The 15,047-nt window shown below is 51.1% G+C and carries 17 protein-coding genes; 8 read left to right on the plus strand and 9 right to left on the minus strand.

Annotated features, from left to right (window positions below):
- The first annotated feature begins 3 nt into the window (after nucleotides 1–3).
- Nucleotides 4–765: an SDR family oxidoreductase gene (locus ABJU74_RS11925; RefSeq protein WP_348384437.1), complete on the plus strand. Its 762-nt coding sequence runs from the start codon at nucleotides 4–6 to the stop codon at nucleotides 763–765.
- Nucleotides 766–769: 4 nt separating this feature from the next.
- Here the strand turns inward: ABJU74_RS11925 and ABJU74_RS11930 are convergent, their stop codons facing one another.
- From ABJU74_RS11930 to ABJU74_RS11955, 6 genes are all read right to left on the minus strand, one after another.
- Nucleotides 770–1,168 (minus strand): limonene-1,2-epoxide hydrolase family protein, encoded by a 399-nt coding sequence (locus ABJU74_RS11930; RefSeq protein ID WP_348384438.1) that lies wholly within the window; start codon nucleotides 1,166–1,168, stop codon nucleotides 770–772.
- Between the two features lie 8 nt (nucleotides 1,169–1,176).
- Nucleotides 1,177–2,199, minus strand: a complete 1,023-nt coding sequence (locus ABJU74_RS11935; RefSeq protein WP_348384439.1) for an NADP-dependent oxidoreductase — start codon at nucleotides 2,197–2,199, stop codon at nucleotides 1,177–1,179.
- Between the two features lie 14 nt (nucleotides 2,200–2,213).
- Nucleotides 2,214–3,377, minus strand: a complete 1,164-nt coding sequence (locus tag ABJU74_RS11940) for an acyl-CoA dehydrogenase (RefSeq protein WP_348384440.1) — start codon at nucleotides 3,375–3,377, stop codon at nucleotides 2,214–2,216.
- A 130-nt stretch (nucleotides 3,378–3,507) separates the two neighbouring features.
- A complete protein-coding gene (locus tag ABJU74_RS11945; RefSeq protein WP_348384441.1) occupies nucleotides 3,508–4,653 on the minus strand; it encodes a thiolase family protein in 1,146 nt (381 codons plus the stop codon).
- Between the two features lie 12 nt (nucleotides 4,654–4,665).
- Nucleotides 4,666–5,073: an OB-fold domain-containing protein gene (locus ABJU74_RS11950; protein ID WP_348384442.1), complete on the minus strand. Its 408-nt coding sequence runs from the start codon at nucleotides 5,071–5,073 to the stop codon at nucleotides 4,666–4,668.
- Between the two features lie 76 nt (nucleotides 5,074–5,149).
- Nucleotides 5,150–5,920 carry a glucose 1-dehydrogenase gene (locus tag ABJU74_RS11955; RefSeq protein WP_348384443.1) on the minus strand — a complete coding sequence of 257 codons (771 nt, stop codon included), beginning with the start codon at nucleotides 5,918–5,920 and terminating at the stop codon, nucleotides 5,150–5,152.
- 91 nt (nucleotides 5,921–6,011) lie between these two features.
- Here ABJU74_RS11955 and ABJU74_RS11960 point away from each other — a divergent pair, with 91 nt between their 5' ends.
- Nucleotides 6,012–6,392, plus strand: a complete 381-nt coding sequence (locus tag ABJU74_RS11960; protein WP_348384444.1) for a nuclear transport factor 2 family protein — start codon at nucleotides 6,012–6,014, stop codon at nucleotides 6,390–6,392.
- Nucleotides 6,393–6,404: 12 nt separating this feature from the next.
- Here the strand turns inward: ABJU74_RS11960 and ABJU74_RS11965 are convergent, their stop codons facing one another.
- The 3 genes from ABJU74_RS11965 to ABJU74_RS11975 form a co-directional block, all read right to left on the minus strand.
- Complete coding sequence (locus tag ABJU74_RS11965) at nucleotides 6,405–7,544, minus strand: acyl-CoA dehydrogenase (protein WP_348384445.1); 1,140 nt, start codon at nucleotides 7,542–7,544, stop codon at nucleotides 6,405–6,407.
- 15 nt (nucleotides 7,545–7,559) lie between these two features.
- Nucleotides 7,560–8,771: an acyl-CoA dehydrogenase family protein gene (locus ABJU74_RS11970; RefSeq protein WP_348384446.1), complete on the minus strand. Its 1,212-nt coding sequence runs from the start codon at nucleotides 8,769–8,771 to the stop codon at nucleotides 7,560–7,562.
- 97 nt (nucleotides 8,772–8,868) lie between these two features.
- Nucleotides 8,869–9,870 (minus strand): NADP-dependent oxidoreductase, encoded by a 1,002-nt coding sequence (locus ABJU74_RS11975; RefSeq protein ID WP_348384447.1) that lies wholly within the window; start codon nucleotides 9,868–9,870, stop codon nucleotides 8,869–8,871.
- Between the two features lie 115 nt (nucleotides 9,871–9,985).
- On the opposite strand from ABJU74_RS11975, the gene ABJU74_RS11980 reads away from it, so the two are divergent.
- The 6 genes from ABJU74_RS11980 to ABJU74_RS12005 all read left to right on the plus strand — a co-directional run bounded on the left by ABJU74_RS11980 (nucleotide 9,986) and on the right by ABJU74_RS12005 (nucleotide 15,044).
- Nucleotides 9,986–10,984: a kelch repeat-containing protein gene (locus tag ABJU74_RS11980; protein ID WP_348384448.1), complete on the plus strand. Its 999-nt coding sequence runs from the start codon at nucleotides 9,986–9,988 to the stop codon at nucleotides 10,982–10,984.
- A 12-nt stretch (nucleotides 10,985–10,996) separates the two neighbouring features.
- A complete protein-coding gene (locus ABJU74_RS11985; RefSeq protein WP_348384449.1) occupies nucleotides 10,997–11,770 on the plus strand; it encodes an N-acyl homoserine lactonase family protein in 774 nt (257 codons plus the stop codon).
- A 103-nt stretch (nucleotides 11,771–11,873) separates the two neighbouring features.
- Nucleotides 11,874–12,857, plus strand: a complete 984-nt coding sequence (locus ABJU74_RS11990) for a thiamine pyrophosphate-dependent dehydrogenase E1 component subunit alpha (RefSeq protein WP_348384450.1) — start codon at nucleotides 11,874–11,876, stop codon at nucleotides 12,855–12,857.
- Entirely contained in the window at nucleotides 12,854–13,846 is a 993-nt protein-coding gene (locus ABJU74_RS11995) for an alpha-ketoacid dehydrogenase subunit beta (RefSeq protein ID WP_348384451.1), read from the plus strand. The genes ABJU74_RS11990 and ABJU74_RS11995 overlap by 4 nt, the downstream gene beginning before the upstream one ends.
- A 2-nt stretch (nucleotides 13,847–13,848) precedes the next feature.
- Nucleotides 13,849–14,082 (plus strand): biotin/lipoyl-containing protein, encoded by a 234-nt coding sequence (locus tag ABJU74_RS12000; protein ID WP_348384452.1) that lies wholly within the window; start codon nucleotides 13,849–13,851, stop codon nucleotides 14,080–14,082.
- A gap of 149 nt (nucleotides 14,083–14,231) precedes the next feature.
- Nucleotides 14,232–15,044 carry a helix-turn-helix transcriptional regulator gene (locus ABJU74_RS12005; protein WP_348384453.1) on the plus strand — a complete coding sequence of 271 codons (813 nt, stop codon included), beginning with the start codon at nucleotides 14,232–14,234 and terminating at the stop codon, nucleotides 15,042–15,044.
- Nucleotides 15,045–15,047: the final 3 nt, after the last annotated feature.

Consider the following 15,047-nt stretch of genomic DNA (forward strand, 5'->3'; position numbering starts at 1 on the left):
CCGATGGATCGGTTAAACGGTAAGATTGCTATTGTAACGGGCGCAGGCTCAGGTCTTGGCAAAGCCATTGGCGAAACCTTTGCTTCGGAAGGAGCCAAAGTGATGGTGACGGACGTCAATTCTGAGTCCGCGAAAATGGTCGCCGACAATATTGGCGCCAATGCTATGGCGATGCATCAAGATGTCGTCGACCCGGATGGTTGGCAGGACGTTTTTGAAGTCACGGCAAAGGCGTTGGGTGCACCGCATATATTGGTCAACAATGCCGGGCTGGTTATTCCGGCCACGATCGAAGATTGTACGCTTGAACAGTTTCGCCTCACCCATAATGTGATGCTGGAGGGCGTTTTTCTCGGCTGTCAAACCGCGGTTCGCGCGATGAAAACAAATGACCAGCCCAGCGCGATAATCAATATGAGTTCTATGGCTGCTCTTCAGGGCTATTCCCCCTTTCTCGCCTATGCGGCTGCAAAAGGTGGCGTTCGTTCGCTCACCAAGTCGGTCGCCTTACATTGTAAAGAGCAAAACTATCCCATTCGGTGCAACAGCTTACACCCCGCCGGCATTGATACACCAATGGTTCGCCAAGCAGCGGTTGGCGCAGATGGTGAACCGACACCTGCAACCGGAATGATCCCGCTGGGCGGTTTGGGGCATCCTAATGACGTAGCAGAATTATGCGTTTATCTTGCCAGTGACGCATCGCGATTCATGACCGCGGGAGAATATCCAGTTGAAAACGGGACCTTATATCAGCCAAGCTGATAGCTTAACCGTTAACCCCGCCCATGACGCGCGCCATTTCACTTTGGAACTGGCCAAGATCGAAATAATCACGCCATTTGGCAATCTTGCCATTTTCAATTTCGAACGTGCCCATCACCCGAATTGCGATCCACTGGCCGTTAATGCGGAACTTGTCGGTCCGCTCGGTTAGCACGACATTATCCCGCGCCGCGATATGATGCGTAATCCATTCCGCGCCATCCGATCCCATGCCGGAGCCTTCGAAAAAGGCGCGCACTGCCTCTATCCCGTCGCATGGCTCCATTGGGATATTATGATAGAAAATGTCATCCGCCATCGCTGCATAGATGGAATCATAATCCATCCGGTTCCAGCTTTCGATAAAATCGAGAACAATTTGTTCCGCAGCATTTGACATCATAAATCTCCTTATTCCTTAGGCGATACGTCCAATATTAGCTTGCCATGATTGCCGCCCGAGAACAGCTTCATGAAGGCATCATAGCTGTTTTCGATGCCTGTCACGATATCCTCATCATGCTTGATCTTGCCTTCAGCCAGCCATTGCCCCATTTGCGCAATGCCTTCCGGAAAGCGCGGTGGATAATCGCGAACCAAAAAGCCCTTGATCGTTGCTTGGCGAGAGATGAGATACCAAAGATTTCGTGTGCCGACAGGTTCCGGGCTGTTATATTCACTGATCAAACCACATAATACCATCCGGCCATATTCATTGATCGAAGCAATGCCAGCATCCATGATGATGCCACCGACATTTTCCCAAATAATATCGACACCGTCAGGCGCGGCATCTGCAATTTCTGCTTCCAGCTGCGCCTGGTCTTTACCGCGATAATCAATCGCTGTGTCAAAGCCGTACGCATCGACAAGCTTAGCGCATTTGTCTGCACCACCGGCAATTCCGACAACACGGCATCCCTTAATCTTACCGATCTGCCCAACCAGCGAACCGACTGCACCGGCCGCGCCTGTGACCAAAAGCGTATCCCCTTCCTTGGGCTGGCCGTCGTCGATCATGCCGAAATAGGCCGTCATGCCCACAGCCCCAAGGACCGACAGAAAATTGGTTGGTGACTGGACTAAAGACGCATCTACTGGCGCGGTAAAACCACCGGCCTCAACTACCGAATATTCTTCCATCGCTGCCAGCCCAACGACCCATTGGCCTTCCGGGAAATCGGGGTTTTTGGAGGCATGGACCCGGCCGACCGCGCTCGCCCGCACCGCTTCGCCCAATGGGATAGGCGGCATGTAGCTTTCAGCATCGCTCATCCAGCCTCTTTGCGCCGGGTCGAGCGAAATAAAATGATTGCGAACCAAGAAGGATCCGTCCTGCAATTCTGGCAAATCTTCTTCGACCAATTGGAAATCTCTTTCCCTGGGTTCGCCGTCGGGACGGCTGACAAGTGTGAATTTGCGATTCTTGGGCATGTTGTTCCTTCTGCTTAAACCGTGTGAGATTTCTTGATCTTTTTTGCCAACGACCATTTGTGAACTTCGGTCGGTCCATCATAGACGCGAAACGCACGGACTTCGCGAAAGACCTGTTCGACCACAGTGTCCTTGCTAAGACCGGTACCGCCCATGATCTGGACACATTTGTCGGCAATACGAAACAGCGCTTCGGACACGGCAACCTTAGCCATCGAACTTTCGGTCGTGCCGATATCGCCGGTATCCAACACCCCAGCGCACCAATCGATCATCAATTCCGCCTGTTTCAGATCAATCTGGTTTTCCGCCAGCATGAAACCAACCCCTTCATGATCGACCAGTGGCTTGCCAAACGCCATCCGCCGGCAGGCATAATCGGTGGCGATTTCCTGCGCCCGGTCACAGCAACCCAGCCAGCGCATGCAATGGGTTAAACGCGCCGGGGCAAGCCGGACTTGCGCATATTTAAAACCTTCTCCGCTTTCTCCAAGCATCTGGTCCGCCGGTACGCGCAAATTTTCAATATTCACCACCGAATGGCTGCCCGGCATCGAGCTGTCCAAAGTATCAAGAACCCGCTCGATCGTAATAGCGGGATCCGGTAAATCGACGAGGAACATGCAAGCACCGTCATCAGACTTCGCCATAACAATTCCAACTGTTGCCCCTTTTGCACCGGTTATAAAAGTCTTGCGGCCGTTAATCACCCAATGATTGCCATCTGGCTTAGCAGTGGTTTGCATCATCATCGGATCAGAACCAGCACCATTTTCACTGGCCGGTTCAGTCATAAAAAAAGCGGATCGCGTCACGCCCTCGACCAACGGCTTGAGAAAATGTTCTTTCTGCTCTGGTGAGGCGCATTTGCCGAGCAAATACATATTGCCTTCATCCGGTGCGAAAGTGTTCACCGCGAGTGGTCCAAGCGGCGATAGGCCGGATTTTCGCAAAACAAGCGCGGTTTCAAGGTGCGTTAAATGGCTACCGTCTTCGCGAATATGCGGCGTCAGGACGCCCGCTTCTCTTGCCAAGACCCGCATTTCCTGCACCAGTTCATCAGTTGGTCCGTGATCTTCACAGCGCGGGTCTTTTTCATAAGCAAAGATTTTTTCGCGAACGAAGGTTTCCACATTTTCGGCGATAGTCCGGGCTTCGGCACTGATTTCGTGGTTCAATGGTTTTCCTTAAATATTCTAGCAACGTGCTCCGCACTTGATGCGGAGCCTAGGGTGGCTGTCACGCCTGTCTAACCTGGGCTCCGCATCAAATGCGGAGCACGACCTCTCCAGCAAATAGAGCAAAAATTCAACGCTGCAATATTGTCACAGCGGACACACCCGGCGCGCCGTAAACTTGCGTGTAGGCAGTCTTCGGATCATCCGGCACCTGTCGTTCGCCAGCGGTTCCGCGCAATTGTACGACATTTTCATAAACTTGCCGGAGTCCAGACGCTCCGATCGGTTCTCCACAAGCCAAACAGCCGCCATCGGTATTGACAGGCAGAGCTCCGTTTATCTCGGTTCGCCCTTCAATCAGCCATTTCTCCTGATCTCCATGCGGGCAAAAGCCATTTTCCGCCATATGCATAATCTCTGCACCGGATTCGGTGTCCTGCAGCTGTGCGACATCAATATCTTCCGGCCCCATACCGGCCTGTTCAAACGCCGCTTTGGCTGCAAGTTCAGTCGCGGTCCCGCCGCGTTCATTGTCGATCGACGCCGCGAAAACCTCAAACGATCCTGGAGGACGGGTGCGCATTACTGACGTTTTCAGACGGATCATTGGTCCGCCCAATTCTTTCGCCTTTTTCTCGCTGGCGAGGATAAGCGCCACCGCGCCCTCTGCCGGAGAACAAAACATATATTTGTTAAGCGGGTCACTTATCATGGGCGCGTTCATGATTGTTTCCAGATCAACTTCGCTGCGCCGCCAAGCATGGTCAGTTTTCGCACCATTACGAAAAGCTTTTTCAGACACTCTTCCCAACGTTTCAGTGCTGAGATTATTTTCATGCAAATAGCGCATGATTTTCGCCCCGAAAAATTGGGTGGTCAGCATATAACCTGCTTCGCCATACCAATTTGGTAATCCATAAGCAGCAGGATCCGCGTTAAATGCCCCGCGGGGATGTTTGTCAAAACCAACCGCCATGCCCATTTCATATTCGCCGGACTTGATCGCGCTGGCTGCGGCATTCAACGCAGAACCGCCTGTTGCACAACCGTTGGAAACATTGATAAATTGAATCCCTGTCAGTCCAAGCTGCGATACCATGGTATCTGCTGCCCCGGATGCACTTGAACCGCCAAAGGCAAATTCAACATCTTCCCACGCAATGCCGGTGTCCGCCAGTGCCTGCCTAACCGCATAGATGCCTTGATCCATACCGTCGCGGCCTTCGGTCCGACCAAAGGGATGAATTCCTGCTCCTACAATACATACGTCACTCATCTCTATTTCTCCTCAAATCGGTTGAAACGCGTGGATCATGACTTGGTCCTCCGCCGGTGCGTCCGGATCGAGAGGAATGGCTGTCAACTCAACCTGCATTCCGATTTCTACATCTTCTGGTTCCAATCCGGTCAATCGCGATTCCACCATGGTCTGTCCCGGAAGAGAAACATAAGCCACGATATAAGGTTTGAAATTCACCGGATCCGCTGGTCCGGCATATGGCGTTTTGGGCGGAAAGCGTTGCACCGTATAGGTCCATACCGTGCCCGTTGTCGCTAAGGCGATCGGCTCGATATTGTCATTGGGAGTCAACGGCAGCGGGAAAAATATCTGTCCTGTCTGCTTGTTCCGCGCGCCTACCAAGGCGGACATATTATCATCCGTGAACAGATTATCGGCAATTGGCTGTGCGCCCATTCACTCTCTCCTTTGATTGCCTCCGCAATAGGGGAAAGCTACGCAGCCAATAACTGCCAAAACGGCTAGGTTGTGATTAATAGCCAGGATGGACAGCAAGCATTCCGCCATCAACCAGCAAATCACTACCGGTCACAAAACCCGCATCATCACTGGCAAGATAAACAGCCGCGCTCGCCATGTCCGCGCCCTGTCCCATTCTATTCATCGGTGACATAGCGGCTACCCGGTCATAAATATCCGGTACGACTTGCTGCGCCGCATCGATAATCGCCGTATGGGTTCCGCCCGGTACAATATTATTGCATCGGATATTTAAAGCCTGTTGTGCGCAATGAACGGCAATGGATCGCGTTAGCATTCGCACGCCGCTTTTCGATGCCGTATAAGCAACATCCCCTGGCAATGCGGCAAAAGCCGAAGTCGAAGCAATATTGATTATCGAACCCGATGACCCACCCGGATTATCGCGCATCGCTTTGATTGCCTTCTGGCATCCAAGCATGACCCCCGTCAGATTTATTCCCAACAAATGATGCCAGCTCTCCAAGTCGATTTCCTCAATCGATTTAGCGGCCACTATTCCTGCATTATTGACCAATATATCCAAACGCCCATATTCCTTGTTCACTCGGCCAAGCACCGCATCCCAGTCATCGGCGGCGGAAACATCCTGCTGCACGAACAGGGCGCCAGCTTCGTCGGCAATTTTTTGCCCTAATTCCGTCTGCACATCGGTCGAGACAACCTGCGCGCCTTCCGCAGCAAACCGTTGAACCATCGCCGCTCCGATACCACTCGCACCGCCGGTAATAATCGCAGCCTTTCCGTTCAACCGTTCCGTCATTTTGGTTTCCTCATTTCCCTATCAAATTAGGGAGACGCCGCTCCACGCGTTGCGCCTCTATTATGCCGTGAACCATGCGAAAGGACTTGCGATGCCCACACCCGAACACATGACTGAAATTGTTCATCGCTATTTGGCAGCGATTAATGATGGTGATATGCAAACGGTAATGGACCTTTATGCGGTCAATGCCGCCGTAGAAGATCCTGCTGGCACAGAACCCAAAACCGGTTCGGAAATTTTGAGCTTTTACAAAAATGCTTTTTCCGGCGGCGCCAGCGTAGAACTCACCGACACGATCCGGCTCAGCGCAAATACCGCGGCCTTTCCGTTTCGCGCGGCCATCGGACAAGCGGATGGCAAAATATTGACGGTTGAGGTTATCGATATTTTCGAATTTGACTCCGCCGGCAAGGTTCAGAAAATGACCGCTCATTTTGGCCCCACTAATATCACCATGAGCGACGGATAAGCATCTGAGCAGTTAATAGCCGGAACGCTTGGCCAGACGGTCTGCATGAAATCCAGCGTCGCCAAACATTTGCTGCGCAATGTGAACCCGCTTGAAATACAACCCGACATCATATTCATCGGTGACACCGATCCCACCGTGCATCTGAATGGCCTCCTGCGTAGACAGTTGAGCCGTCATGCCAGATTTGGCTTTGGCCATTGAACAGGTGGCGGAAGCGCTTTCAAAGTCATCATCGAGCAATTGCAAGGATTTCAAAACCGCTGATTTGGTCATTTCAATTTCTGTTGCCAGATGCGCGGCCCGATGCTGCAAGCCTTGGAACGAACCGATTTTCTGGCCAAATTGCTCTCGCTCTTTCAAATAGTCTGTCGTAATTTCAAAAGCCTGTTGTGAAGAGCCAGACATTTCTGCCCCCAATACCGCGCGTCCAGCCGACAAAATGCCTTCCAATGCCGCATAGCCACCGTCCACTTCACCGAGAATATCGGCCCCGGTCACTTCCAAGCCGTCCACCTCAATATTGGCAGCATTGCGGCTGTCGATCATCGGTGTGTGGGTTCGTGTTATGGCGGCAGCAGATGCATCGACCAAGAACAGGGTAATACCCGAAGTATCGTTCGTTTCACCAGATGTTCGCGCCGCAATGATCAACTTGTCGGCAATATGCCCATCAACGACAAATGTTTTAGAACCGGACAAAATATAGCCATTACCGTGCGGCTTGGCGGAAAATTCAATATGGTCCGGCCGATGGCGAGGTCCTTCGTCAACCGCCAATGCAAAAAGCGATGAACCCTCACAAATTGCCGCGAGGTGATCTTCCTTTTGTTGAGCCGTACCGAAACGCTGGACGGCAGTCGCGCCCAAAACCGAAGTCGCGAAAAAAGGAGAAGCGGTCAAATTGCGTCCCATTTGTTCCGCCAATACGCCGGCTCCAACATAACCAAATTCACTGCCACCATATTGCTCGTCGACAATGATGCCGGCCCAACCCATAGCGGCCATTTCCGTCCACAAATCGCGGGAAAATCCATCCGGATTCTTGCTATCTCTAATCTCTCGAAAAGCAGCTACTGGGGCATTCTCAGCCAAAAAGCCATTTGCTGAATCTTGCAGCATTTCCTGTTCTTCTGTGAGGATAAGAGACATATCAGTTTCGCCTGTCTATGCGCTGGGTAGTTCCAAGACTCGCTTGGAAATAATGTTAAGTTGCACTTCTGTGGTCCCGCCGAGAATGGAATAGGCGCGGTTGTAAAGCCACGTATTTGCTAGACTGCCATATTCAATGCCATCGGGCCCGATTCCCGCGGCGTCGGTACCCCCTATATCCATCCGCAACTGGCTACCTTTTTTGGTCAACTCGGAAGCGACATATTTCAGCATGGATGATTTTGCGCCCAAGCCATTGCCGGCATTGGCTTCATCATTCATCCGTTCCACGGTCAGATTATAGGCCCAATCATCAATTTCGGCCTGGGCGATTTTCTGCCGCAAAGCCGGATCGTCCAGTCTTCCGGTCTCGTCCACGCCAATGGCTTCCGCAGCATAGCCTCCGAGATTTTCCGGGCCCGTGGCACCGCGCAAGGGTGACATGGTTCCCAACATACCGCGTTCATGGACAAGCAGGTTTTTGGCAACATCCCAGCCCCGATTGACTTCACCAACAACGGACAAATTGCCTTCCCCGTATGATTTAGGAACTTGGACGTCGTCGAAAAAAGTTTCGCAAAACGGGGAATGGCCCGAGATTAAGATGATGGGTTTCACACTAATCCCAGGACTAGCCATATCGATTAGGATAAACGTAATACCCTTATGTTTGGGTGCATCAAAATCCGTGCGAACCAGACAAAAAATCCAGTCAGAAATATCGGCATTAGATGTCCATATTTTCTGACCGTTGATCAACCAATGATCGCCCTTGTCTTCGCATTTTGATTTTAACGATGCCAGATCAGAACCCGCGCCCGGCTCTGAATAACCTTGGCACCATCGGATCTCTCCGCGGGCTATGGCGCCCAGATGCATCAATTTCTGTTCGTGCGTACCAAAAGCCAATAAAGCGGGGCCCAGCATCGATATACCAAAATTGCTCAGTGGCTTCCGCGCGTTAATCCGATCTCTTTCTTCGGTGAGAATTTTGGCTTCATCTGCGGACAATCCAGCGCCGCCATATTCTTTTGGCCAAGTTGGAACGGTATAGCCTTTTGCCAAGGCTGCCTCAAACCAGCGTTTTTGGGCTTCGGACTGGAACTCCCACTGGCGACCACCCCAGCATTGATTCTCCGCTGTAATGTCTCCATCACGCATTTCTTGCGGGCAGTTTTCTGCCAGCCATGCTCGTGTTTCTGCGCGAAATTGTTCCAAATCGCTCATAAATTTCCTCTCACCATTGGCCTGTCATATTGCAGACAGCGTCCGGCTGGCACTGCGCAAATAGTTAGCGCGCTGCTCACGTCACCCGGATTTTCTGTCAATCCAGTCGCAACATTTGCTTTCCGAAGTTCTGGCCTGCAAAAAGTCGTTTCAAAGTGTCTGGAATATTGTCAAAACCTTCTTGAATATCTTCCTTGAAGGTTATTTTGCCCTCCTTAATCCACTGGCGCATCCGTTTTTGCGCCTCAGGATATTCGCTCATATAATCAAGGACGATAAAGCCGGACATCGTGCCGCGCTTAAATATCAGATTAAAATAATTTTCTGGACCAGCAGGCATGTCGCCCTGCTCATAGCGCGAAATTCCGCCACAAATGACCACCCGGGCATGCATCGCAATATGCGCTAGCGCGCCGTTGAGGATCTTTCCGCCGACATTGTCGTAAAAGACATTGATTGATTGGTTGCACAATTCTTTCAACCTGGCTCGCACGTCTTCATTTTTATAGTCGATGGCGTGATCATATCCGACATCACCGGTCAACCAATCGCATTTTTCTTTTCCGCCCGCTATGCCGATGGTCCGGCATCCCGCAATTCTACCGATTTGGCCAACCATGGAACCGGTTGCGCCCGCCGCTCCGGATACCACCAAAGTGTCTCCAGGCTGGGGCCGTCCATGTTTCAAGAGACCAAAATAGGCCGTCATACCGGTTGTCCCCAACGCTCCGAGATTCGCACCAAGCAATTCATCATCCGGCACTTTGTTCAGTTCATTGCCGGCCATTAGCGCATAGTCCTGCCAACGTAGCATCCCCATAACCTTGTCGCCGACAGCAAATTTAGGATCCCGGGAATCGATAACCGTTCCAATCCCGCTCCCGCGCATGACTTCGCCAATTTCCGTCGGTGCGACATAGCCCCCAATATTTTCCATCCAGCCCTTTTGCGCCGGATCAAAGCCCAGAATTTCATTTTTGACGAGCACTTGCCCTTCGCCCACTTGTGGTACCGGAGTGACAACTTTCTTGAAATCATCATCCACCAGACCGCGGCCCTTGGGACGGCCATTAATTAGCCATTGTCTGTTGTCAGTCATTTTGCTCTCCATCAAATTTTGTTCGTCATAGATCACAGATTGATCAAGAGATAACTGCCAGCTTTGATAGCAGGGCGGGGTTAGAAAAATTCCAGACTTGTGGCATAGCGTTGGAATGAAAAAGTTTTTACTCGTGATTTTGTCGGTAATCTTTCTCGGGATCGGCCTCCTTTTCGGCGCGCGTTTGTTTCTGGGGTGGAATGATGGCATGCGCCACCCACGCTCTGAAATTCACACAGCCAGCCTAGATCAAAAACTCTATATTGCCGGCGGCATAGGCCTTTTTAAAGTGCTGGACAGTTGCGAGACATTTGATCTGTCCACCCAGAACTGGTCCGATTGCGGAATTCTGCCGCGCGCTTTGCATCATGTCGCCATGGCTGCAGATGGACAGCATGTCTATGCTTCAGGTGGATATGTTTCCCTGCCCTTTCAAGCCGACCTCAAAGCCGGCTTGTTTCGTTATGATTTGCCATCGAAATCATGGTCCGAAATTAGCAAGCTCCCGCATCCCATTGGCCAACATGCAATGGTGCATTTTGACGGTGACCTCTATCTAATTGGTGGTCAGAATAATGGCGCCGATCTCGATAGCCTTTGGCATTATGACATCGCAAAAGACCATTGGTCTGCTTTGCCGCCAATGCCAGTGGCCCGCCATTCCCATGCCATAGCGCGAGACGGCCCCTATCTCTATGTCACCGGTGGTCGCAACGCCCAAGATGGCACAGAAATGCAGCGGATCGACTCGTACCATCTTATCGATAATCAGTGGAGCAGACTTCCTGACATGCCCGTTGGGCGTGCGGGCCATGGAGCTTTTACCTCTAACGGAAAATTGCATATATTCGGCGGGGAAGCACTCAGCGAAAACAAGGTGCTGGATGATCATATGATATTGGATCTTCAAAGTGGAGAATGGACTTCTGCACCAAGGCTACTGCAACCACGGCATGGATTTGCCGTTAGTGATGTAAAAATCGGCAATGAAATTGTGATTGTTGGCGGCGGGGCGCGGGCCGGCTTGGAAACCATCTTTTCCGTAACCGGCACTGTTCAAATGCTCAATTTACAGCGCAAGATCAAAGGTTTAGAGAAAAGTCCAGAAAAATAGGAGGTAGGATTAATGAGAACAAGCGACCAGGATGGCGTACTGCTTTATGCGTTTACCTGCGGGTATATTACCCTACCGATGAGCTTTTTCCTTGATGGCGAACCAGGCAAAGCCAAAGTACCCGCTTGTGTGTTTTTGATTGACCATCCCAAGGGCCTCGTCCTGTTTGATTCCGGATTTAGCGACCGATTCATCGGAATGGAGAAAGGCCTAGGTAAAATAGTCGATATGCCAGCTGGTGAAACAGTTTCGGACAAGTTGCGCGGGTTGGACATTGACCCTGCGCAAATCGACTATGTAATCAATTCTCACCTCCATATTGATCATGCCGGTGGCAATCGATTGATACCGGACGCCACGATTATCAGTCAAAGCAGCGAATGGGACTATGGAATGGCTGGCGAAGATACGGCCTATGCCATCGAAGATTTTGACACTGGTCAACCGGTTCAACGCATCACCGGAGAACTTGATTTATTTGATGATGGAACGGTAATTATTTTTCCGACCGCAGGCCACACACCCGGCCACCAATCGGTGCAAGTCAAAACGGCTACTGGTCTGGCCATCCTCGCGGGCGATTGCTGCAATATGCGTCGCTCCCTGGATGAAATGCATTTGCCGGATCATTGTTTCAATGTCGATCAATATCGAGGTTCGCTGGAAAAACTATCTAAAATCAGACGCGCCGGTGCGCAAATTTTCTACGGACATGATCCTGACTTTTGGGCCATGATCCCTCAATCCGAGTCCCTCAATTTGAATCGGATTGGTGAACCCAAATAGCGAGCCTACTCCCTATAACAATAGTGGCGAGCAGCGGGTCCTGCGCTATGTAGTTTGAACAAGAGAGAACCCCGTTAGCGGGCGATGATTAGAGGAGCTAGGCTTGAGCGATACACAGATGGCAGACAAAGATGTCCTGATCGACATTTTTACCCGCGCAGACTTGATCATGCAGTCGGATATTAAATTTCGCAAAATGATTGGCGCAGGACAATTGCAGATTGTCTATTATCCCGTGCGCGGCCAGGAAGTTGTGTCCGCCGCGATGATGGCCGCAGTTAATCAAGAAGATTATCTCGTCACCATTTACAGGGGCCTGCATGACCAGCTCGCCAAAGGCATCCCATCGAAGGATCTTTGGGCCGAGTTTGCCGGCAAAATGGCAGGCACGTGCAAAGGCAAAGGTGGCCCGATGCATATTACCCACCCGGAAACCGGCGTGATGGTTACCACCGGCATTGTTGGTTCTGGCATTCCTATAGCCAATGGTTTGGGCCTCGCCAGCCAACTTGAGAAAGACAATAAAGTAACGGTCTGCTGTTTCGGTGATGGCGCATCCAATATCGGGGCCTTTCATGAAGGCTTGAACATGGCGCAAGTTTGGAAATTACCGGTGATTTTCTTGTGCCAGAATAATCTCTATTCAGAGCACACACCGATGGCTTTCGCCACCAGTTCCGACACAATCAAACAGCGCGGGGACGGGCTCGGCATGCGTTCGGTTCGCGTCAATGGCAATGATGCCAGCGAAATGTATGCGGCTGCGAAAGAAGCGGTAGACTATGCGCGCGCTGGCAATGGTCCGACCTTAATCGAAGCAATGACCTTCCGCTTTCACGGCCATTTATTGGGGGATACGGGACACTATATTCCTGAGGCGGAAATGGAACAGGCATTAAAGGACGACCCGATGCCAATCTTGCGCCAGCAATTGCTCGACATTCAAATTAGCGAAGCTGATATCGCCGCTATTGAAGCCAAGAACGCGGCAATAATTGACGAAGCCGCTCAATATGCTCTTGATGCTCCATATCCTCCAGGTGACGAATATCGGATTGATGTTCTGGATGTGGAGATTGCAGCATGAGTGATGCACCCAAGGAAATAATGTTCGCGCAGGCATGCAACATGGCCATGGCCAAAGCCATGGCGGATGACCCGAAAGTCATTCTCATGGGAGAAGATATTGCCGATGATCAAGGTGGTGGCGTGTTCAAAGTGACCGCTGGCCTATCTGCTCAATTTGGCACGGACCGGGTCCGTTCTACACCTATTTCAGAGCAAGCTATCGTCGGCGCGGCAGTTGGCTCTGCTTTGGTGGGATATAAGCCCGTGGCCGAAATCATGCTAATGAATTTCATCACCGTGGCAATGGATCAGATCGTCAATCATGCTGCCAAGTTACGGTTTATGTCAGGCGGACAGACAAGCGTTCCGTTGACAATCCGCACCACTACCGGTGCCGGAACAGGCTTGGGCGGCCAGCATAGTGATATGCTAGAGGCATGGCTTGCTCATGTCCCCGGTTTGAAAGTGGTTGCCGCCTCTAATCCAGCCGATGCTTATGGCTTGCTTTATTCCTCGATCATGGATCCCAATCCGGTGATTTTCATCGAGAACACACCCACTTATTTCACCAAAGGCCCCGCACCCGATCCTGATCATGTGGTCCCGTTGGGCAAAGCTTCTGTCCCTCGCGAAGGCAGTGATGTCAGTTTGATCAGCTATAGCCGCGGTGTCGGAGCCTGTCATGCCGTCGCTGAGAAATTGGCGGCGGACGGTATTTCTTGTGAAATTGTCGATTTGCGGACTATCGCCCCATTTGACGAAGAAACCGTGCTGAAAAGCGTCGCCAAAACCAAGGCAGCGGTCGTTGTTCATGAGGCAGTCAAAAATTTTGGTACGGGTGCAGAAATTTCGTCACGCATCCATGAAGAGCTTTTTTCTGAACTTAAAGCTCCCGTCGGGCGTGTCGGTTCAGGCTATGCGCCGGTACCCTTTTCGCCAGCAATCGAAAAAGCATGGATGTTCAGCGAAGATGATATTGAACGCGAAATTCGTAAGATATTGGGGTAAAAATGACTACTGAAATACGTATACCAAAATTGGGATTCAGCATGGAAGTCGGAACCTTGGCGGAATGGCTGGTTCCCGACGGAGCGGATGTCACCGAGGGCCAGGAAATCTACGCGTTGGAAAATGACAAATCCACCCAGGAAGTCGAATCTCCTGCCAGCGGTAAGTTAAAGATCATTGTCGCCGAAACTGGTGAAGAATATCCGGTTGGGGAACTGATCGGAACAATCGAGTAACAAACGGCAGGATCAGCGCCGAATTTTAGAGCAAATCAGCCCCTATCGTTATTAATAGCAATGTTTGGTTGACTGCAAAACCAAACAACGCGACAAGTGGTGCAAATTGAGAGGCGCAAAGGAGCGGCTCCGTGGAGGATTGCATCATTATGGCAGAAAATTTCGTCGCCGAAATACCCGATGTTTCAAAAGCCACTTTCCGTCGAAATCTAGACAGTGTCACCATAACTAACGCCGCCGAAATCCGACCCGCGGCTGAGGCCATTCACAAAATTGCCCAATCCTATAACTTCCGGATCGCCGTAAGCGCGGATATTTCCTCTAAAGCCCATTTGGTGGATGCTGAAGGGGAGTTGATTAACAAGGATATTTTCGGCTGGGTCGCGGAAGGTGAACGCTGGTGGGAAGATACCAGACTGGCATTGAGCTCTCCTTTACCGCGAGCCTGCCGCTACGAAAGTGAGCCTATTTGGTGCAATTCCGATGGTTTTCATGGCCATTGGCAAAATGAATATCTCGATGAAATTGAACTCAAAGATTTTTACGAGAGCGGGGCCACCGCCAAATCTGCCATTTTGATCCCGGTGCATTTGCCATTCGGGCAAATCGCTGCGGTTAGCTTTACCCCGATTGACTATAGTGTAACCGACCTCAGCGAACCTTATCGGCTTTATTCTGACTTTTTGTCGATTGTTACCAGTCGATTTGTTACCGGCTACGTTTTGGCGATGCGTAAGAAACACCGGATGCCGACCAATTGTATTTTGTCGAAACGTGAAGCTGAATGTCTGCATTGGGCGGCCATCGGTAAAACCGATAAAGAAATTAGTATGATCTTATCGTTGAGCCATGCGACCATTCGCTATCACGTCAACCGCGCAGGTCAAAAGCTCAATAGCGTCAATCGCGGACAAACGATATTCAAAGCCGGACAATTGGGTTATCTGGGAGCAACCGACTAAGCG

Source organism: Parasphingorhabdus sp., from assembly GCF_039982415.1.
Lineage (GTDB): Bacteria > Pseudomonadota > Alphaproteobacteria > Sphingomonadales > Sphingomonadaceae > Parasphingorhabdus.

Excerpts from the sequence above, each read along its gene's own strand:
- ABJU74_RS12000 (WP_348384452.1), top strand. The coding sequence starts at position 13,849 with ATGACTACTGAAATACGTATACCAAAATTGGGATTCAGCATGGAAGTC.
- ABJU74_RS11930 (WP_348384438.1), bottom strand. The coding sequence starts at position 1,168 with ATGATGTCAAATGCTGCGGAACAAATTGTTCTCGATTTTATCGAAAGC.
- ABJU74_RS11955 (WP_348384443.1), bottom strand. The coding sequence starts at position 5,920 with ATGACGGAACGGTTGAACGGAAAGGCTGCGATTATTACCGGCGGTGCG.
- ABJU74_RS11950 (WP_348384442.1), bottom strand. The coding sequence starts at position 5,073 with ATGGGCGCACAGCCAATTGCCGATAATCTGTTCACGGATGATAATATG.
- ABJU74_RS11975 (WP_348384447.1), bottom strand. The coding sequence starts at position 9,870 with ATGACTGACAACAGACAATGGCTAATTAATGGCCGTCCCAAGGGCCGC.
- ABJU74_RS11970 (WP_348384446.1), bottom strand. The coding sequence starts at position 8,771 with ATGAGCGATTTGGAACAATTTCGCGCAGAAACACGAGCATGGCTGGCA.
- ABJU74_RS12005 (WP_348384453.1), top strand. The coding sequence starts at position 14,232 with ATGGCAGAAAATTTCGTCGCCGAAATACCCGATGTTTCAAAAGCCACT.
- ABJU74_RS11985 (WP_348384449.1), top strand. The coding sequence starts at position 10,997 with ATGAGAACAAGCGACCAGGATGGCGTACTGCTTTATGCGTTTACCTGC.
- ABJU74_RS11960 (WP_348384444.1), top strand. The coding sequence starts at position 6,012 with ATGCCCACACCCGAACACATGACTGAAATTGTTCATCGCTATTTGGCA.
- ABJU74_RS11925 (WP_348384437.1), top strand. The coding sequence starts at position 4 with ATGGATCGGTTAAACGGTAAGATTGCTATTGTAACGGGCGCAGGCTCA.
- ABJU74_RS11945 (WP_348384441.1), bottom strand. The coding sequence starts at position 4,653 with ATGAGTGACGTATGTATTGTAGGAGCAGGAATTCATCCCTTTGGTCGG.
- ABJU74_RS11935 (WP_348384439.1), bottom strand. The coding sequence starts at position 2,199 with ATGCCCAAGAATCGCAAATTCACACTTGTCAGCCGTCCCGACGGCGAA.
- ABJU74_RS11965 (WP_348384445.1), bottom strand. The coding sequence starts at position 7,544 with ATGTCTCTTATCCTCACAGAAGAACAGGAAATGCTGCAAGATTCAGCA.
- ABJU74_RS11995 (WP_348384451.1), top strand. The coding sequence starts at position 12,854 with ATGAGTGATGCACCCAAGGAAATAATGTTCGCGCAGGCATGCAACATG.
- ABJU74_RS11980 (WP_348384448.1), top strand. The coding sequence starts at position 9,986 with ATGAAAAAGTTTTTACTCGTGATTTTGTCGGTAATCTTTCTCGGGATC.